General features: G+C 72.7%; 17 protein-coding genes and 1 tRNA gene. 13 read left to right on the top strand and 5 right to left on the bottom strand.

The genetic code is table 11. The features are described 5' to 3' along the window. The first annotated feature begins 287 nt into the window (after window positions 1-287). The 4 genes from OG406_RS29540 (at window position 288) to pip (ending at window position 5,025) form a co-directional block, all read left to right on the top strand. Window positions 288-1,640 carry a M20/M25/M40 family metallo-hydrolase gene (locus OG406_RS29540; RefSeq protein WP_329188664.1) on the top strand — a complete coding sequence of 451 codons (1,353 nt, stop codon included), beginning with the start codon at window positions 288-290 and terminating at the stop codon, window positions 1,638-1,640. 70 nt (window positions 1,641-1,710) lie between these two features. After that, window positions 1,711-3,243, top strand: coding sequence for a YfcC family protein (locus OG406_RS29545; RefSeq protein WP_164375448.1), 1,533 nt, complete (start codon window positions 1,711-1,713; stop codon window positions 3,241-3,243). Between the two features lie 36 nt (window positions 3,244-3,279). Next, on the top strand, window positions 3,280-4,050 hold the full coding sequence (locus tag OG406_RS29550) for a uracil-DNA glycosylase (protein ID WP_329188666.1): 771 nt from the start codon (window positions 3,280-3,282) through the stop codon (window positions 4,048-4,050). A gap of 9 nt (window positions 4,051-4,059) precedes the next feature. Then, the gene (gene pip, locus OG406_RS29555) at window positions 4,060-5,025 is read left to right on the top strand and encodes a prolyl aminopeptidase (RefSeq protein WP_329188668.1); all 966 of its coding nucleotides are present in this window, start codon (window positions 4,060-4,062) and stop codon (window positions 5,023-5,025) included. A gap of 67 nt (window positions 5,026-5,092) precedes the next feature. Here the strand turns inward: pip and OG406_RS29560 are convergent, their stop codons facing one another. Next, complete coding sequence (locus OG406_RS29560; RefSeq protein WP_267050496.1) at window positions 5,093-5,827, bottom strand: GntR family transcriptional regulator; 735 nt, start codon at window positions 5,825-5,827, stop codon at window positions 5,093-5,095. 170 nt (window positions 5,828-5,997) lie between these two features. Here OG406_RS29560 and OG406_RS29565 point away from each other — a divergent pair, with 170 nt between their 5' ends. The 3 genes from OG406_RS29565 to OG406_RS29575 all read left to right on the top strand — a co-directional run bounded on the left by OG406_RS29565 (window position 5,998) and on the right by OG406_RS29575 (window position 9,447). Further along, entirely contained in the window at window positions 5,998-7,482 is a 1,485-nt protein-coding gene (locus OG406_RS29565; protein ID WP_266612812.1) for an NCS1 family nucleobase:cation symporter-1, read from the top strand. Between the two features lie 2 nt (window positions 7,483-7,484). Next, window positions 7,485-8,222, top strand: a complete 738-nt coding sequence (locus tag OG406_RS29570; RefSeq protein WP_329188671.1) for an aspartate/glutamate racemase family protein — start codon at window positions 7,485-7,487, stop codon at window positions 8,220-8,222. A gap of 133 nt (window positions 8,223-8,355) precedes the next feature. Further along, window positions 8,356-9,447, top strand: coding sequence for a glycoside hydrolase family 6 protein (locus OG406_RS29575; protein WP_443067154.1), 1,092 nt, complete (start codon window positions 8,356-8,358; stop codon window positions 9,445-9,447). A gap of 5 nt (window positions 9,448-9,452) precedes the next feature. Here OG406_RS29575 and OG406_RS29580 read toward each other — a convergent pair whose 3' ends face one another. Next, window positions 9,453-9,860, bottom strand: a complete 408-nt coding sequence (locus tag OG406_RS29580) for a RidA family protein (protein WP_164375453.1) — start codon at window positions 9,858-9,860, stop codon at window positions 9,453-9,455. Between the two features lie 153 nt (window positions 9,861-10,013). Here OG406_RS29580 and OG406_RS29585 point away from each other — a divergent pair, with 153 nt between their 5' ends. From OG406_RS29585 to OG406_RS29610, 6 genes are all read left to right on the top strand, one after another. Next, window positions 10,014-10,832 carry a nucleotidyltransferase domain-containing protein gene (locus OG406_RS29585; RefSeq protein WP_329188675.1) on the top strand — a complete coding sequence of 273 codons (819 nt, stop codon included), beginning with the start codon at window positions 10,014-10,016 and terminating at the stop codon, window positions 10,830-10,832. Between the two features lie 41 nt (window positions 10,833-10,873). After that, entirely contained in the window at window positions 10,874-11,611 is a 738-nt protein-coding gene (locus OG406_RS29590; RefSeq protein WP_164375455.1) for a DUF7873 family protein, read from the top strand. Between the two features lie 144 nt (window positions 11,612-11,755). Next, window positions 11,756-11,895: transfer RNA gene (locus OG406_RS29595), tRNA-Leu, on the top strand. A gap of 300 nt (window positions 11,896-12,195) precedes the next feature. Further along, entirely contained in the window at window positions 12,196-14,106 is a 1,911-nt protein-coding gene (locus tag OG406_RS29600; protein WP_329188678.1) for an FUSC family protein, read from the top strand. Window positions 14,107-14,219: 113 nt separating this feature from the next. Beyond that, window positions 14,220-14,906, top strand: coding sequence for a DUF899 domain-containing protein (locus OG406_RS29605; protein WP_329188680.1), 687 nt, complete (start codon window positions 14,220-14,222; stop codon window positions 14,904-14,906). Window positions 14,907-15,103: 197 nt separating this feature from the next. Next, window positions 15,104-15,277: a hypothetical protein gene (locus OG406_RS29610; protein WP_203661877.1), complete on the top strand. Its 174-nt coding sequence runs from the start codon at window positions 15,104-15,106 to the stop codon at window positions 15,275-15,277. Between the two features lie 67 nt (window positions 15,278-15,344). Here OG406_RS29610 and OG406_RS29615 read toward each other — a convergent pair whose 3' ends face one another. The 3 genes from OG406_RS29615 to OG406_RS39465 form a co-directional block, all read right to left on the bottom strand. Beyond that, entirely contained in the window at window positions 15,345-17,156 is a 1,812-nt protein-coding gene (locus tag OG406_RS29615; protein ID WP_329191030.1) for an ABC transporter ATP-binding protein, read from the bottom strand. A 462-nt stretch (window positions 17,157-17,618) separates the two neighbouring features. Continuing rightward, entirely contained in the window at window positions 17,619-18,026 is a 408-nt protein-coding gene (locus tag OG406_RS29620) for a hypothetical protein (protein WP_081224085.1), read from the bottom strand. A gap of 35 nt (window positions 18,027-18,061) precedes the next feature. Continuing rightward, window positions 18,062-18,970, bottom strand: a complete 909-nt coding sequence (locus OG406_RS39465) for an ATP-binding protein (protein ID WP_443067119.1) — start codon at window positions 18,968-18,970, stop codon at window positions 18,062-18,064. Window positions 18,971-19,164: the final 194 nt, after the last annotated feature.

Raw genomic sequence — 19,164 nt, forward strand, 5'->3', positions numbered from 1 at the left:
GCTGCCGTGGCCCGGGTCGCCGTCGTGCGCTGCGCGCGCGGAACGGCCGCCGCGTCCGGTGCTGCCGCCCGTGCCGGAGCGGGCGTCGGCGCCACGTCCTGTTCGTGCGGCGGTCGCGCCGTCCATCTCCCCGTCAGCGTCCTGAGAAGCCATGTCCCGACTCTAACGCCCGTCGTCCGGGGCATCGCTCGGCTTTTCCGTCGCACGGACCACCCCGGATGCGGCGGCCAGGGAGTGCGCCGAGGCTGGCGGGTGAGGCCGGCCGGTGAGCGACAGAGGGGACCGCGGTGGACACAGCAGCGAAGGTCGACGCGTTGATGGACGGCCTCCGCGCCGATCTGGAACGGCTCGCCGCCATCCCCTCCGTCGCGTTCCCGGGGTTCCCCGCCGAGCCGGTGCGGCAGGCCCACGACCTCCTCGTCGGAATGCTGCGCGACGTCGGGGTCGAGCGCGTCGAGCGGATCGACCTCCCCGACACGGCCCCCGTGATCTTCGCGGAGATCCCGCCGCCGAGCCCCGACGCGCCGACGGTCCTCCTCTACTCGCACTACGACGTGCAGCCGCCCGGCGACGAGAAGCTGTGGCTGTCACCGCCCTTCGAGCCGACCCCCGTCGAAGGAGGCCTGCGGGCGCGCGGTATCGCCGACGACAAGTCCAACGTGATCGCGCACCTGGGCATGCTGCGGGCCTACGAGGGGCGGCCACCGGTCGGCGTGAAGATCGTCTTCGAGGGCCAGGAGGAGTACGGCAGCCCCTTCGACGACTATCCGCCGAGCGACCCCGAACGATTCGCGTGCGACGCGATGGTCATCGCCGACCTGGGCAATCTCCGCCCCGGCACTCCCACCCTCACCACCGGTCTGCGCGGCGCGTCCGAGGTCGTCGTCGAGGTGCGCACCCTCCAGGAACCCCGGCACAGCGGGGAGTTCGGAGGAGCGGCGCCGGACGCCCTGCTCGTGCTGCTGAACGCGCTGTCCACGCTGCACGACGAGCACGGCGACGTGGCCGTGGCGGGGCTGCGGCGCGAGGAGTGGAGCGGGACGACGTACACCGAGGACGAGTTCCGCGACCTCGCGGGGGTGCGCGACGGCGTGCCGCTGATCGGCGGCGGGAGCCTCGGGGAGCGGCTGTGGAGCGGTCCCGCGATCACGGTGATCGGACTGGACGCGCCGAGTGTCGAGCACGCGGCGTCGGCCGTCGTGCCGTACGCCCGCGCCAAGCTCAACCTCCGCTTCCACCCGCGCCAGGACGCGAAGGAGGCGCAGAGTCTGCTGGTCGAGCATCTGCGCGGGCTGCGGCCGTTCGGCGTCCCGCTCACCGTCACTCCGGGCGACACCGGACCCGGCTACGAGGCGTCGACCGGCGGTCCCGCCTACCGGGCGGCGCTCACCGCGCTGCGCGAGGCCTGGGGCGAGGACGCGTCGTACGTGGCGACCGGCGGGTCCATCCCGCTGGTCAACGGGCTCGCGCGGGCCGCTCCGGGCGCCGAGGTGCTGCTGTTCGGCGCCCAGGACAGCATGTGCAACCTGCACGCCCCCAACGAACGCGTCCTCTTCTCGGAGCTGCGCAACACGGTCGTCGCCCTGTGCGCGTTCGTACGGGAGTACGCGGCGGACTTCCGGCCGGGAGCCGCCTCATGACCGCGGGTGCGCCCGGCCCGGCCGCCGGTGACCCTGTCGGCACCGCCGCGTCGGGGGAGGTGGCCGCGCGATGAGCACCCCCACCGAGACCAAGCCGTCGGACACCGAAGAGCCGCCGCACAGACGCAGGTTCACGTTCCCGAGCGCGCTGACCGTCCTCGCGATCGTCACGATCGCCGTGTGGGCGCTGGCGTTCCTGATCCCCGCCGGGCAGTACGACCGCACGCCCGAGGGCAGGCCGATCCAGGGCACCTACCACCGCGTCGACTCCGGCCAGAGCTTCGTCGACCGTCTCAACGACCTCTTCCTGTCACCCGTCAACGGCCTGTACGGCATCCTGGACGAGAAGACGGCGCGGGTCGGGCCCGATTTCGCCGGTGAACTGTACGGCAGCGCGGGCGTGTTCCTCTTCGTGCTCGCCATCGGGGCGTTCATCACCGTGGTGTTCGCGACCGGCGCGCTCGACCGGGGCATCGGTCTGCTCGCCCACCGGCTCAGGACGCGGGGAGCGTTGCTCATCGCGGGCATCATGGTGGTGTTCTCGGTGCTCGGCACGGTCGAGGGATTCGCCGAGGAGACCCTCGGGTTCTACGGCCTGATCGTGCCGTTGATGCTGGCGCTCGGCTACGACCGGATGGTCGCGGTCGGCACGATCATCCTCGGTGCCGGCATCGGCGTGCTGTGCTCGACGGTGAACCCCTTCGCGACGGGCGTCGCCTCGTCCGCCGCCGACATCTCGCTCGGCGACGGCATCGTGCTGCGGTTCGTGATGTGGGTCGTCCTGACGGCGGTCACCGTCGCCTACGTGATCCGGTACGCGCGGCGGGTGCAGAAGCGCCCCGAGCGGTCGATCACCGGCTTCCTGCCGGGGGACCGCGAGCACGCGGCGGACGCGGCCGGTGAGGTGCCCGAACTGACCGGCCTGCACAAGGCGGTCCTCGCCACCACGGTGCTGGTCTTCGCCTTCATGATCTTCTCGGTCGTGCCGTGGTCCAGCGCGCTCACCGGCAAGGCGGACGCGCGCCCCTACGGATTCGAGCTCGGCTGGTCCTTCCCCGAGCTGGCCGCGCTGTTCCTGTGCGCGGCCGTGCTGGTCGGGGTGGTGGCGCGGATGGGAGAGCAGAAGCTCAGCGCGACGATCATCCAGGGCGCCGCGGACTTCATCTCACCCGCGCTGGTGATCGTGCTGGCGCGTGGGGTCACCGTGATCATGAACAACTCGAAGATCACGGACACGGTGCTGCACTCCATCGAGGGGGTCGTGCAGGGCACCTCCTCCAGCCTGTTCGCGATCATCGTGTTCGTCGTGAACCTGCCGCTCGCCTTCCTCATCCCCTCGACCTCCGGCCACGCGACCCTCGCCATGCCGATCCTCGCCCCGCTCGCCGACTTCGCGGGCGTCTCCCGCGCCGTCGTCGTCACCGCCTGGCAGTCCGCCAGCGGCTGGATGAACCTCTGGGTCCCCACCACCGCCGTCACCATCGGCGGCGTCGCCCTCGCCAAGGTCGGCTACGACAAGTACCTCCGCTTCGTCTGGCCCCTCCTCGCCATTCTCTTCCTGCTGATCTGCGGCTTCCTGGCCGTGGGGGCGGCGATCACCTAGGCGCCGGGACGGGTCCGGCGGTCGTACGGTGGAGGCATGGTGATCGGTGATCGCGGGCCGGACGGGGTGGGCGTTGCGGGCGGACTGGAGCGGCTCGACGCGCGGATCGCCGGCTGCCGGGCCTGCCCGCGGCTCGTCGCCTGGCGCGAGGAGGTGGCCGCGACCAAACGGGCCGCCTTCGCCGACGAGACGTACTGGGGGCGTCCGGTGCCCGGCTTCGGACCGGCCGACGCGTCCCTCCTGGTCGTCGGACTCGCACCCGCCGCGCACGGCGGCAACCGCACCGGCCGGATGTTCACGGGGGACCGGTCGGGCGACGTGCTCTACGCGGCCCTGCACGACATCGGCCTGGCCTCGCAGGGGACCTCGGTCCACGCGGACGACGGCCTGGAGCTGTACGGCGTCCGCATCACCTCACCCGTGCACTGCGCGCCGCCCGCCAACAAACCCACGCCCGAGGAGCGGGACACCTGCCGTCCCTGGCTCGTACAAGAGCTGGAGCTGATGCGGCCCACGCTGCGGGCCGTGGTCGTCCTCGGCGCCTTCGGCTGGCAGGCGGCGCTGCCCGCCTTCGCCGCGTCCGGGTGGGAAGTCCCCCGTCCCCGGCCGGTGTTCGGCCACGGGGCCCACGTCACGCTGGACCGGCCACCGGGCCCGGACGGCGCCGGCCCCCTCGAACTCTTCGGGTGCTTCCACGTGAGCCAGCGGAACACCTTCACCGGAAAGCTCACCCCCGCCATGCTCCGGGACGTCCTGCGCACGGCGGCCCGCACGGCGGGGCTGCCGACCCTGCCCGACCCGGGTTAGCCTCGCGCGATGCCCCTGTATCCGGAGACCGAACCGTACGACCACGGCATGCTCGACGTCGGGGACGGCAACCGCGTGTACTGGGAGGTCTGCGGCAACCCCGACGGCAAGCCCGCCCTCATGCTGCACGGCGGGCCGGGGTCGGGCTGTGCTCCGTCCTTCCGGCGCTTCTGCGATCCGGCGAAGTACCGCATCGTCCTGCTCGACCAGCGGGGCAGCGGCCGCTCCACCCCGCACGCGAGCGATTCCGCCACCGACATGTCCGTCAACACGACCGCGCACCTGATCGGCGACCTGGAGGCGCTGCGCGCCCACCTCGGGGTCGACCGCTGGCTGGTGTGGGGTGTGTCGTGGGGGTCGGTGCTGGGACTGCGGTACGCCCAGACCCGTCCGCACGCCGTGTCCGAGCTGGTGCTGACCGGGGTGGCGACCGGCTCCGACGCCGAAGTGGCCCTGCTGACCAGGGGACTCGGACGGATCTTCCCCGAGGCCTTCGACCGGTTCCTCGCCGGGCTGCCCGAGCACGGACGTGCCGGGAACCTCGCCGCCGCGTACAACCGGCTGATCGAGTCGTCCGACCCCGAGGCGCGGGAGCGGGCGGCCCGGGCCTGGACCGACTGGGAGACGGCGACCGTTCCCGCGCCGCCCCGCTCGGTCGAGCGGTACGAGGACCCCGTCTTCCGGATGGGCTTCGCCCGCACCGTCACCCACTACTGGGGCAACGGCCACTTCCTCGGGGACGGCGGCGACGAGGGGGTCGTCCTGCGGGACGCGCCCCTGCTCGACGGCGTTCCCGGCACGCTGGTCCAGGGCAGCCTCGACTTCGGGAACCTGCTCGGCATCGTGTGGCGGCTCCATCAGGCCTGGCCCGGCAGTGAGTTGGTGGTCGTCGACGACGCCGGACACGGCGCGGGCGCCGCCGGCACGGTGGAGGCACTGATCGCGGCCACGGACCGGTACGCGGCCGGGGTGTGACACCGGGCGCGCGGAGCCCGTCCCGCGACCGCCCGCCGCGCTCCGGCCGCCTTCGGCGGTGATCGCCTCAGGCGTCCTCGCCGAACAGATGGCGCACCGTCGAGCGGTAGTTGGCCTGGACGTGGGTGAGGGCCTGGGCGCGGGCCCGTTCCGGGTCGCCGGACGCCACGGCCTCGTACAGCTCGCGGTGCTCGGTGAGGAGTTGGGGCCATTCCTCGTTCTGCCGGGTGAGCCAGCGCAGCCTGCCGTCGACGGGTTCCATGACGGAGATCAGCAGGCTGTTGCCGGCCATCGCGAGAATCCGGTCGTGGAACGCGGTGTTGATGTCCGTGACGGCCTCCGCGTCGTCGGCGTGGGTCGCGACGGCAGCGCGGTCGAGCAACGCCGCGAGGTCGGCCAGCGACTCGGGGGTGGCCCGTGCCGCCGCGAGGCCGGCCGCGTAGACCTCCAACGCCTCGCGCAGCTCGAAGAGTTCGGCGACGTCCGTCGGGGTGAGCCGGCGCACCACGGTACGGCGCGGGGTCTCGAAGAGGACGAAGCCCTCGGCGACCAGCGCGCGGATCGCCTCGCGGACCGGGACCCGGGAGACCCCGAACCGCTCGGCCAGTTCGCGCTCGACCAGCCGGTCGCCCGGACGCAGCCGCCCGGCGATGATCTCCTGCCGCAGGGTCGCCAGGACCCGCTCGCGCACGGCTCCGAGGGGCTCCCGCTCCCCGCCCGTGGGGGGCCGCGCCGACTCGGCACCCGCGGGCGCCTCGCCGGAGCGTTCCGGGCCCGTGCCCAGGGGGTCGATCTTCGTCATGGGCCCATCTTCGCCGACTCCGGGGGTGTTTTACGGAGCCGTAACCGCAAGGACATCGGTCGGAACGGTTGACGGCGGGACCATGTCGGCAGTTTGGTATACCAAACACGCCTCGCTCGGATGCCCGCACCCGCACAGCCACCCTCCGTCCCCTCGTCCATGGAGGCCCCGTGTCCCTCGCCGACCGCGCCGAAGCCACCGGCGCACCAGCGTTCGTCCCCGACCCCCGGCTCACCAACGAAGACCTCGCCCCCGCCGAGAAGCGGAACTGGAAGGTCTTCGACCTCTTTGCCATGTGGATGTCCGACGTCCACAACCTCGGCAACTACACGTTCGCCGCGGGCCTGTTGGTCCTCGGCATGAACGTCTGGCAGATCTTCACCTCCCTGCTCGTCGGCTTCGTGATCATCTACGCCGGGATGAACCTGATGGGCCGCGTCGGACAGCGCACCGGCGTCCCCTTCCCGGTCGTCAGCCGCATCAGCTTCGGCGTCTGGGGCGCCAACATCCCCGCGCTGATCAGAGCCGTCATCGCCATCATGTGGTACGGAATCCAGACCTACCTGGCGTCCGTCGCCGTCAACGTCATGCTGCTCGCGGCGTGGCCCGGCCTGGAGTCCTGGACCCACCACTCCTTCCTCGGCCTGGACGCGCTCGGCTGGACGTCCTTCGTGTCCCTCTGGCTCGTCCAGGCGCTGATCATCAGTCAGGGCATGGAGTCCGTCCGCAAGTTCCAGGACTTCTGCGGCCCCGCGATCTGGCTCGTGATGATCGCGCTCGCCGTCTGGGTCCTGGCGAAGGCCGGCTGGAGCATCTCGCTCACCGCGACCCCGCACCCCGTGTCGGCCGGCGAACAGTGGCGGCAGTGGTTCGGCGCGGTCGGACTGATCCTCGCCACCTACGGCACGCTGATGCTCAACTTCTGCGACTTCTCCCGCTTCGCGCCCAGCTACAAGACCGTGCGGCGCGGCAACTTCTGGGGCCTGCCCATCAACTCCACGGCCTTCGTGATCGTTTCCGTCATCGTCACCGCCGGCTCCATCGAGGCGTTCGGCGAGGCCATCACCGACCCGGCGCTGCTCGTCGCCAAGGTGGGCAACACCTGGGTCCTCGTCCTCGGCGCCCTGACCTTCGCCATCGCCACCATGGGCGTCAACATCGTCGCCAACTTCGTCTCCCCGGCGTACGACCTCGCCAACGTCTGGCCACAGAAGATCACGTTCAAGGTCGGCGGCATGATCAGCACCGTCGCCGCCCTGGTCGTCACCCCCTGGAACCTCTTCTCCAACCCCACCGTCGTCAACTACTTCCTCGGCGGCCTCGGCGCCTTCCTGGGACCGCTGTTCGGCGTGATCATGCTCGACTACTACTGGGTCAAGCGCGGCAACGTCGACGTCGAGCAGCTCTTCAACGCCCAGCCGGGCAGCCGCTACTACTACCGGCGGGGCGTCAACCCCAAGGCACTGTGGGCGTTCCTGCCCTCGGCGGCGGTGGCCGCGGTCCTCGCCCTGGTGAAGGACTTCAGCGACGTCGCCCCGTACTCCTGGTTCATCGGCACGGCGATGGCGGCCGGCCTGTACGCGCTGCTGTGCCGCGCCGAGCGGGCCGCCACCGAACCGGCTCCCGCCTCCGACACCGTTCCCGTGGAGGGCTGAGCGTGCGGATCGTCGTCACCAACTGCAACACGACGCAGGAGATGACCGAGGAGATCGTACGAGGTGCCCGGGCCGCCGCAGGCCCGGGCACCACCGTGCTCGGCCTCACCCCCGCCTGGGGGCCCGAGTCCGCGGAGGGCTGGCTCGACAGCTACCTCTCGGCGGCGGCCGTCCTCGACACCCTGCGCACCTACGAGGGCCCGTACGACGCCGTCGTGCTGGCCGGCTTCGGAGAGCACGGCCGGGAGGGGGCACGCGAACTCCTCGACGTCCCGGTCGTGGACATCACGGAGGCCGCGGCGCACCTCGCCTGCCTGCTGGGCCGCCGCTACGGCGTCGTCACCACCCTGGAACGCTCCCGGGGTCAGATCGAGGACAGCCTGCACGCCGCGGGAGTCGCCCAGAACTGCGCCGCCGTCGTCGGCACCGGCCTCGGCGTCCTCGACCTGGGCGACACCCAGCGCACCCAGGACGCCTTCGTGACCGCGGCGGAACGGGCCCGGGAGGCCGGTGCGGAGGTCCTCGTCCTCGGCTGCGCCGGGATGACCGGCCTGCAACAGGCGGTCGGCGCGAAACTCGGGATCCCCGTGGTCGACGGCGTCGCGGCGGCGGTCAAGCTCGCCGAGTCGCTGGTGTCCCTCGGGCTGACCACGAGCCGGGCGGGCGGCTACGCGCGACCGCTGCCCAAGCGCCGCACCTGGGGCCGTCCGGCGTCCGGAGACCCCCCTCCGTCGGGGTGATCCCGCGGCGACCCGGCGGGCACCGGGCGGCCGGGGGCGGATCCCGGCCGCAGACTCACCGCAGGGCCGGAGACCGGTCCGACGGCCGGACCGGTGACCGCACCGGCGCCACGGAACGGAGCTGCTCGTGCCGCTGGTCAGAGCACTGGTCGCCGCCGCCGTCCTGGCCACGGTGTGCGGCACCGGCGCGGCCTGCGCCACGGCCTCCGGCACCGGACACCGCACGGCCGGGCAGACCGGCACCGGTGACGGAACCGGCCACGACGCCGCCGGACCCACCCGCCCCGAGGCCGCCGGACCCACCCGCCACGACGCCGCCGGACCCACCGGCCGCGGCGGCGCCCCCGACGACGAACCCTTCTTCGTGGCACCCGGCTCGCACGCGGCACGGCAGGCGACCGCGTGGCGCGCCGCCGGTCGCACGGCCGACGCCCACCTGATGGACCGCATCGCCGCCCGCCCGCAGGCGGAGTGGCTCACCGGTCCCCATCCCGAGGCGGCCGTCCGGGACCGCACGACGGCCGCCGCGCGCCACCGGCGCACGGCCGTCCTCGTCGCCTACTACATCCCGCAGCGCGACTGCGGCGCCCACTCCGCCGGGGGAGCCCCGAGCGCGGCGGCCTACCGCGCCTGGATCGACGCCTTCGCCGCGGGCCTCGGCGACCGGGACGCCTACGTCGTCGTCGAACCCGACGCCGTCCCCCACACCGTGGCCGGCTGCGCCCAGGTCGTCCCGGCCGAGCGGTACGCGCTGCTGGCGTACGCCGTCGACCGCCTCGGCCGGCAGTCCGGTACCCGCGTCTACCTCGACGCGGGCAACCCCGGCTGGATCCCGGACCCCGCCCGACTCGTCGGCCCGCTGCGGTCCTCGGGCGTGACGCGCGCGGACGGCGTCACCCTGAACATCTCCAACTTCCATACGGACAGGACGACTTCGTCGTACGGGAAGCGGCTGTCGGGCCTGCTCGGCGGCACGCGTCTCGTCATCGACACCAGCCGCAACGGCAACGGACCCCACCTCGGCCCCGGAACCGACCTCTGGTGCAACCCGCCGGGCCGGGCCCTCGGCCGGCCGCCGACCCGGCGCACCGGAGACCCGCTGATCGACGCCTACCTGTGGATCAAACGGCCGGGCGAGTCCGACGGCACCTGCCGCGGCGGACCCGCCGCGGGCCGCTGGTGGCCGTCCTACGCGCTGGACCTGGCCGCGAACGCGCACGACTGACGGCGCTACAAGCTGTCCGGTACGACCGCGGTCGCCGTGATCTCCACCAGCTGTCCGGCGTAGCCGAGGCAGGCGACGCCGAGCAGGGTCGAGGAGTGCGGGCCGACACGGAGCCCGGACTCCTGGACGACCTCCCATACGGCGGACAGCGCCGCCGTCTCGCCGCTCACGACATAGACGTCGGTCGACACGACGTGGGCCATGTCGCTCCCGACAGCGCGCAGTTGCTCGTCGAGGTTGGCCAGCACCTGCACGGCCTGCCGCACGGGATCGCCCGGCCCGACCAGCTTTCCGTCGACGTCGAGCGGCACCGACCCGGCGAGAAAGGCCAGCCGTGTCCCGGCCTCGACGACGGAGGCGTGCGCGTAGACGGGCGGCGCGAAGAGGGTCGGGACGGTGACACGCTGGATCATGGGGGCTCCGGTCGAGGAGGTGGGGGCGACGGACGAATGCGGTGGTGCCGCGGGGCGCCAGGCCGATGATGCGCCGCGGACCGGGGATCCCGCAGCCGGTTTCCCGGGGATATCCACTCGACGGAGAGGCCGGCGGTGCGCATCCTCGATGCCATGCACACCGAGAACGGGAGGCCGGATCGGCCGACCACGGATGACGACGCGTTCCTCGACCGGGTCGCCGACCGGCTCTTCGCCCTCCCCAGCGTCCGGTCCGTCGCGCTCGGGGGGTCGCGCGCGCAGGGCACGCATCGGCCGGACAGCGACTGGGACCTCGCGGTCTACTACCGGGACGCGTTCGACCCCGAGGACCTCCGGGCCGTCGGCTGGCCGGGAGAGGTCTCCGAGATCGGCGGCTGGGGCGGCGGTGTCTTCAACGGCGGCGCCTGGCTGACCGTCGACGGGCGCCGGATCGACGTCCACTACCGCGATCTCGACGTCGTGGAGCACGAGGTGACGCAGGCGGAGGCGGGCCGGTTCGCGATCGAACCGCTCCTCTTCCACCTCGCGGGCATCCCCACGTACCTGATCGTCGCCGAACTCGCCGTCAACCGTGTCCTGCGCGGTGACGACATCCCGCGCCCCCACGGCTACCCGGCCGAACTCCGCGCGCACGCCTCGGCACGCTGGTTCGGCAGTGCGCGCGCCAACCTCTCCTACGCGCTGGCCAACCACGCCCCCGTCGGCCGCCTCACGGAGGCGCTGGGCGCCCTGGCGACGGCCGCCGTGCAGACCGGCCACGGCGTCCTCGCGGCGCGTGGAGAGTGGGTGACGAACGAGAAGCGGCTGCTGGAACGAGCCGGGCTCAGGGGCGTCGACGAACTGGCCGAGCACGCGCGGCGGGACCCCGAGGCGCTCACCGCCACCCTCACCGCCGCGCAGAGGCTGTTCGCCGCCGCCGAACAGGCCGCACCGCACCCTCCGTACGAATAATGCGTCGAACAAGCCCTGTCGGCGCTGCTACGGTCACCGACGTGGCGAAACTCAATCAGATCATCGCAGTCGAGAAGGGCATCAAGTCCAAGTCCCACCAGGACCTGACGGCTGCTCACCACGGGCTCCAGAAACCGGCGTTGCTCGCCGGTATCTCGCGGACCTACCAGCCGAAGGACGAGGAGGGCGAGCAGCTCCCGCCCGAGTCCACCCGGGTGCAGGTGCAGGCCGAGGACGTGCTGCGGGACACCGCGGCGACCCTGACCCGGCTGTTCGACGTGACCGCCACCAAGGACTGGGCCAACTGCACCGCGCGGGCCGACGTGAAGGTCGACGGACGCGTGCTCGTCCCCGGCGTACCGGTGTCGTACCTCCTCTTCCTGGAGAAGCAGCTCACCGACCTCAACACGTTCGTGCGCAAGCTGCCCGTCCTCGACGCCTCCGAGTCCTGGGTGCGCGACCCGTCCACCGACGCCTGGAAGACCGAGCCGGTGCGGACCCTGCGCACGAAGAAGGTCCCCCGCAACCACGTCAAGGCCGAGGCCACCGAGAAGCACCCGGCCCAGGTCGAGGTGTACTACGAGGACATCCCCGTCGGCTACTGGACGACCGTCAAGTTCTCCGGCGCCCTGCCCGCCCGCCGCGTGAACCAACTCCTGGACCGCGTCGAGAAGTTGCAGCAGGCCGTCAAGTTCGCCCGCGAGGAGGCCAACGGCGAGGACGTCGTCGACCAGCGGGTGGGGGACGCGGTGTTCGGCTACCTGTTCGCACAGGAGTAGCCTCTGAAACTCCCCGGCCAAGGCATCACGGCCGGGGTGCGCGAGGAGCGCAAGCTGAACCTGAAGCTTGTCGTGAATGCACGGTTCCAGTGGAGGTTCGAGTCCTCCCCGCGGCACCAGCGGCACTCCACCGAGTGCCCACGAGCCGCGGTAGCCCAATCGGCAGAGGCAGACCGTGATCAATCTCAGACTCTTGCTCCAGACTCAGCATTCGCCGCCGATCGCCGGATCGACCGGGCCCGGGCCCCAGACGTCGAAATGCTGGTTCAAGTCCAGCCCGCGCAGCTCGATGCGTGGTGGTCCAAAGGCAGGACGCGGCGACATGACACTGACCTGGGTCCTCAAGCGTGCCGGCGTGCGACATGGTGGCACTTCCAGGGTCCGGGGGCCGGCTACGCCCTCGGACCCGCTCCTGCTCCCGCCTCCAGGCCGATCGCGTTCCTGAAGAATCCGGCCCTCCCGTGAACCGTCACACCGCGGACACGTACGCGATCACCTTCCACCGGCCACGCGCAGTACCGTAGACAGCGCACCAGCCCGGCCGACGTCGCCCGCAGGCACCCGCCTCGCCCGACAGGAGCCCCGTGCGCCCCACCCGCGTCGCCGTACCGCTCTGGCTCGCCCACACCCTGCGCGCACAACGCGGACCCGTGCCCTGGAGCGCGGTCCTGCGCGGCGCGCTCACCGCCGGGCCGCTGCTGCTCGCGGCCGTCCTGAGCGGCCGTACCTCCCTCGGAGTCGTAGCCGCCCTCGGCGCCATGTTCGCCGGGATCAACGACCGGCCGGGCAGCCGGCGTGTCGCCGTCGAACGGCTCGGCGTCCCCGCCCTCGCCGGAGCCGCCGGGCTCCTCGTCGGCTCGTGCACCGGACAGCACACCGGCGCCGTCACCCTCACCCTCGTCCTCACCGCGCTCGGACTGCTCGCCGGAGCCGTCAGCGCGATCGGACCCGTCGCCTCCGGAGCCGGGACCCAGCTCCTCGTCGCCTCGGCCATCGGCGCCGGCATGCCGCTCCCCGAACCGGGATGGCAGCGCGCCCTCCTCTACCTCGGCGGCGCGGCCTGGCTCCTCGGCCTGCGCCTCGCCCTGCCGACGACCGCCGTGAACGCGGGCGACTACCGCTTCGACGGCGAGCGGCACGCCGTCGCGGGTGTGTACGACGCCGTCGCCCGGCTGCTGCTCGCCGCCGGGGGACCGGACGCACCGCGGGCCCGTGTCGCGCTGACCGCCGCCCTCGACCAGGCTCAGGACGCCCTCACCGGACCCCGGCTGCGGCGGTACGCGAGCTCCGCCGCCGAACGGCGCCTGCACGCGCAGTACGCCGCCGCTCTGCCCCTCGCCGAAGCCGCCACCGCCCTCGCCTGGGCGGACGAACCCCTGCCCGGACGGGCCGCGGAAGGACCCCGGCGGCTCGCCGACGCCGTCCGCACCGGCGCTCCCACCGGGCCGCTGCCCGCGCCCGCCGTCCCCGGCAGCCGCTCCCGCCCGCGGCACGACACCGCCGTCGCCCCCGCGCTGCGCGCACTCCACGACGCCCTGCTGCACGCCGCCGACTCCTTCGACCGGGGCTCCGGGGCAGCCCTGCACGCCCGGCACCGCACCGCCGTCTCCCACCTGCGCACCGCTCTCGGCTCCGGCGGTCGCGAGTACGGGCTCCGCGTCGCCCTCGGCTTCGGGGCCGCCGTCGCGGTCGCCCAGGCGCTGCACCACGCCCGCTGGTACGGCAACCATCCGCACTGGTACTGGCTCCCCGCGACCGCCGTCTTCCTCGTCAAGCCGGACCTCGGGCCGCTCGCCTCCCGCGTGCTGTGCCGCGCGGCGGGCACCGTGCTCGGCGCGGTCGCCTTCGCCGGCCTCGCGGCCCTGCTGCCCCGTCCCGAGGGGCTCGTCGCCCTCGTCGCGCTCAGCGGCGCCCTCATCCCCGTCGCCACCCGGCACTTCGCCGCCCAGACCGCTGTCGTCACCGTCCTGGTCCTCGCCCTCGTCATGGTCGGCGGGGAACCCCAGGCCTCCTGGAACCGCCTCGGCGAGACCCTGCTGGCCTGCGCGATCGTGCTGGTGGTCGGGCACCTGCCGGCCCTCGGGCAGCGCGGCGGCACCGTACGGGCCCGGCTCACCCGGGCCACCCAGGCGGCCGACGACTACCTCGCCCACGTCCTGGACGACGGAACGGCCGACGACCGCACCGGCCGCTGGGTGCTGCGCCGTGAGGCCTACCGCGCCCTGGCCGAGGCCCGTGCCGCCATCGAACTGGCCGCCGCCGAACTCCCCGCCCTGGCACGGCACTCCGCGGGCACGGACGACGTCGCGGCCACCCTGGAACGCCTCGTCGACACCGCGACCGCGTGCGCCGTGCAGCTCGACGACACCGGCCGGCTCGCACCCCACCACATCGAGCGCGTCACCCAGCTCCTCGGCGAACTGGCCGAGCACCGCGAGCGCGTGGGCCTGCGGCCCGCCCCCACACGGCCGGCACCGGTGACCGCCGGCGGCTGACCTTTTCGGAGAACGGCCTCGCGGAACCACGGAAAGAAATCCACGGAACGCCGATGAGTTCCGCTCCTCCCGCCGGTCACCACAGAGCAGGCACCGTTCCGTTGGAGGGGCACATGACGCTTCCGGAGATCGTCTCGCGCGAGGAGTGGCGCGCCGCACGCGAGGAGTTGCTGGTCAGAGAGAAGGCGGCCACCCGCGCCCGGGACGCGCTGAACGCGGCGCGGCGCGGCCTGCCGATGGTCGAGATCGACAAGGAGTACGTCTTCGAGAGCGGCGACGGCAAGGCGACCCTGCTCGACCTCTTCCGCGGACGGGACCAACTCGTCGTCCAGCACTTCATGTTCGCGCCCGACTGGAACGCCGGCTGCCGCAGCTGCTCGGGATTCCTCGACCAGATCGGCCACCTCGCCCACCTGCGGGCCCGCGGCACCGAGTTCGCCGTCGTGTCCCGGACGCCGTACACGAAGATCCTTCCGTTCAAGGCCCGAATGGGCTGGACGGTGCCCTGGTACTCGTCGTACGACAGCGACTTCAACTACGACTTCCAGGTCTCGTTCGGCGGCGACGAGCCCTTCGAGCGGCCGGGGGTGAGCTGCTTCCTCCGTGACCGGGACCACGTCTTCCACACGTACTCCACGTACGAGCGCGGCCTCGACGGGCTCGGCTCCACGACCTCCCTCCTCGACCTCACCGCGCTGGGGCGTCGGGAGGAGTGGGAGGAGCCCCGGGGGCGCGCGTCCGCACTGGGGGCGCCCGCAGGGAGTGAACGCATCCGGTACCACGACGAGTACGACGACTGATACCACCGGCTCCACCCGGTGGACGAGGCGCCTCCACCCCGCTGAGCTGGGACTTTCGCCCATCCGGTGCTGTGTCGCAGGCCACATCGGGCTCCGTGACCCGGTGTCGGCTTCGTCTCAGTACTGTCACTTCCCGAGTCGTTCACCCCCTGGCAGGCGTTTAACTCTTGAAGAGCAGCGCGACATGGAGGTACAGGGTGAACGGGCGAATGGTGCTGGAGCGCTTTCCGGCCGGCGGACCGCGCGGGTCGTGGCCCGCGGAGGAGTTCGCGCAGGCGCGCCGCAAGGAGGGCCAGACCGTCGAGGTCGTCATGGACCTCACCTCCGACACGTTTCTCGTCGTCGTCGGCGGGAGCGACCTGGGCGAGTGAGGGGGACCGACGTGAGGGACGTGAGCGGGACGCCGGGCGTGCTCCGTACCGGCCGGGACCGTGACGGTCAGCCGCCCCTGGGGGCGGGCAGCTTCACCGTGAACTGGTCGGCCTGCAGCGCGTACAGCTCCGCGTAGACCCCGCCCGTGGCCAGCAGCTCGTCCGGGGTCCCGGACTCCACGAGCCGGCCCTGGTCCAGGACGTGCACGAGATCGGCATGGCGTACGGACGCCAGCCGGTGCGTGATCAGGACGACCGTCTGGCCGGTTCCCGCCAGGGCCCTGATCTTCTCGAACACCTCCAGCTCGGCCCGCGCGTCGAGCGCCGCCGTCGGCTCGTCCACGATCAGGATGCGGCCGCGCCGGTACGCGGCCCGGGCGATGCCGAGCCGCTGCCACTGCCCGCCCGACAGCTCGTGCCCGCCGCTGAACCCGCGGGCCAGCAGGGTGTCCAGGCCCCGCGGCAGGTCCGCGACCACGTCCTCGGCGCCCGCCTCCGCCACCGACGACGCGAGCCGCTCGTCCGTCAGCGGAGCCGACGCACGCCCCACCGCCACGTTGACGCGCGCCGTGAACGGCCACCGCTTGAAGTCCTGCGCCACCATCGCGATGCGCTCCGCGAGCTGCCGCCGGTCCGCCGTCGCCGCGTCGACGCCGTCCCACAGGATCCGCCCGCCGTCCGGCTCGTACAGCCCCGCGAGCAGCTTCACCAGAGTCGTCTTGCCCGAACCGTTCTCCCCGACGAGGGCCACGATCCTGCCGAGCGGCAGACTCAGCGTGACGTCCGCGAGCGCCGGCCTGCTCGCCTCGCCGGGATAGCTGAAGGTGACGTTCTCGAAGCGGATCTCGCTCGGATCGTCGGGCAGCGGAGCCCCGCCCGTGGGGATGGCCCGCTCCGCAGCCTCGACGTGCAGCCGGTGCAGATCGCCCACGAACAGGGCTTCCTCGTGCAGGGAGTTGATCTCCAGGACGAGGGTGTCGAGGCTGGCCGAGCCCGTACGGATCGCGATCACGGCGGTCCCGGCGACGGAGAGCGCCATCGCCCCGCTGAGCAGCAGGCCGCCGAGCGTGGCGTACGTCCCCACCGTCGCGAGCCCGGTCCAGGCGGCCGCGACCAGCCCCGTGCGGGCCGAGAGCCGGGCGAGCCGCGTCTGTTCCGCCTCCGCCGTCTCCGCCATCTCGTGGAAGTGCCGCAGCAGGAACGGCCCGACGTCGTGCACCCGGATCTCCGGCGCCGCCGCGGGCTCCGTCAGCAGATTGCCGATCAGATGTCCGGCACGGGCGTGCTGCACCCACGTGTGGAACGACGCGTAGCGGCGGCGAGCGATGGTCAGCGCGCTCCACGCACTCGGCAGCGTCATCGTCACGAGCAGCGGCAGCAGGGCGGGATGCAGCACGGTGAGGACACCGGCCGCCGCGCTCAGCGACATCAGCGCGTTGACCACCCGGGTGGCGACGCCGATCATGCGGCGGGCGGACTGGGCACCGAACTGCGCGGTGTCCAGCAGCTTGTGGAAGGCGTCGTCCTCGATCGCCGACAGCTCGACCGCCGCCGCCCGCTCCAGATACAGCTCGGTCGCCACCCGCTCGACCTTCGGCTCCAGTCGGCCGGTGGCGTACGTGGAGGCGGCCCGCAACAGCGTGCCGACCAGCATCACGAGCGCCATCGTGACCAGCGCGGGGAGTGCTCCCCGCAGCCGCTCGTCGACCGGACCGCTCGCCGTCAGCCGCCCCAGCACGCTGTTGACGGCGAGCAGACCGACGGCCTGGACGGCGCCCCGCGCCAGCTCGGCCGTCACCACCACCCGGGCCGCGCGCGGATCCGCCGTCCAGGCGAGGCGGAAACTGGACGCGAGCAGCGACGGCAGCCGCGCCACCATCGCCCGGAGGTTCAACTCGAGGAAGCCGTGCTCGTGTTGGGTCCGTCCCAGGTCGTAGCGGAGCGGCCCGCCGAACAGCAGGCGCTCGGACGCGGACGACGGCGTTTCCTCGTCACCGCGTTTCCGCTTCCTTGCGGACCGCCTTCGCCTCGTGCCGCGCTGGGGTGCGGGATTCTCCACCAGTGGCCTCCCGGGGGCTGCGGGCACGACCCCTCCCGGGCAGGCCCGCACGGACCCTTCCCAGGGAACGCGCCGCTCCATCCGCGCGGCCGGTGGCATTCGACTGCGGTCGGCGCACTCCGGGCGCACCCGTGACACCGGGGTCGGTCCCCGCGAGCCCCCGGACCGCAGGGCGGACGGCTGGACCGACGGACGGACGGGTCCACGGAGATGGATCGACGGACGGGTGGACCGGCGGACGCGTGGACCCTGCGACCGAGCGGCTTGCGGTCTGTGGCGTGGTCAGGCGCTGATCGGACGCGACCAGACGGGTGTCGTCCCCGTCACCCGGCACACGGCCAGATACAGGGGGATCGGCGGCGTGTACGGAAGCGTGCCATCCGGTTTGTGGATGAGCCCGGGAATCTGCGGGGCGTCGGGCACGACGGCCCCCGTGGCGTAGTGGGCGGGCGCGGGCCATTCCAGGGCGACGTCGGAGTCGGAAGGAACGATCCACCACCAGTGGGCCGGGTCCGCGTAGACACAGCCCACGCGCGGCAGCCGTGGCAGCAGCAGCGGTCCGAGGCGGGCCGGCACCGACACCGCGTCACAGCCCAGCGGCACCGTCATGCCCTCGGGGACCGGGAGACGTCTCGACGGCCCGGGCACGCGTTGCCCGCGCTTCATCCGGACCAGCGTGTCCAGGCTCATCGCCTGCGTCACGAGTCCCGCCGTCGACGTACGCCTCACAGACTCCTCCGATCCCGATCCCGATCCCGATCCAGGTCCTGATTCCGGCCGTGGGCGGAGGGGTCCCGGGGAACCCCCACGGTTCCTGTCCTCCAGGACCCCTCCGCCTCCTCCGCCCCGGTCCCCCGACCGTCGTTCGGCGGCTTCTTCGCGCTCCAGCCCAGATCGGCCCGCGGGCGGGTGTCCGCGTCGGGCGAGCCGTCCTCCGGACGCGTGTGGTCCGGGCGGGTACGGCCGGGAAACGCCTCGTCCGGCCGGGTGTGGTCCGGCTCCGCGCCGGCCTCCCGCGGATCGCGGGGCCCGGTGTGCGCTGTCGGTGCGGAACCGGTCTCGAAAGCGGCTTCGAGCCGGTCCAGATCGTCCAGGCTGACGTGGTCGGCCGCCTCCGGCACCGCCTCCACGTCGCCCTCGGCGTTTTTGTGGGCCCGGTCTGCCGAGCGCGCGAGCTCCGCCCACACCAGCAGGCCGGGCCCGGTGTCCTGGGCCCCCCAGGCCCTGGACACTGCCGCGACGAGAAGCAATCCCCTCCCGTGCTCCTCGTCCGGCTGGTTCGACGAGGGGCGCGGTTCACCCGGCGCACATCCCTCGTCACACACGGCTATGCGCACCAGGTCGTCGGCGTCGTGCAGCTCGCACACGACGCGTTGCCCGGCGGCGTGCACGATCGCGTTGGTGACCAGCTCGGAGACCACCAAGGCCGCCGTGTCGCAGGTGTCCTCGCACACCGACCAGCCGGACAGACGCGACCGGGTCAGGCGTCTCGCCTGGGCCACGGAGCCGGGATGTGCGGCCAGCTCGAAGCGGAACCGCCGTTCGGCGGCCGCGCCGGGGCGATGCCCTCGGGCGGCACGGAGACCGAACCGGTCTTCGGCGGTGTCTGTTCCTAACGGCGCGGACGGAATCACGCTTGCCACTATCGCCCCGCCGTGAACACTTGGCAAGTGTCACTCTGAAAAATGCAGAGTGCTGTATGACGCCGTGGAGGCGCGTGGCACACTGCTCGCAACAGCATCCCGAGCGGCGCCAGTTGGGATCGTCGAGGAAGACGAGGAAGAACCCGATCGGCGCCGCCCGGGCTGTCCGGATTCAGTGGAGGTGG

This window comes from Streptomyces sp. NBC_01428 (genome assembly GCF_036231965.1).
Taxonomy (GTDB): domain Bacteria; phylum Actinomycetota; class Actinomycetes; order Streptomycetales; family Streptomycetaceae; genus Streptomyces.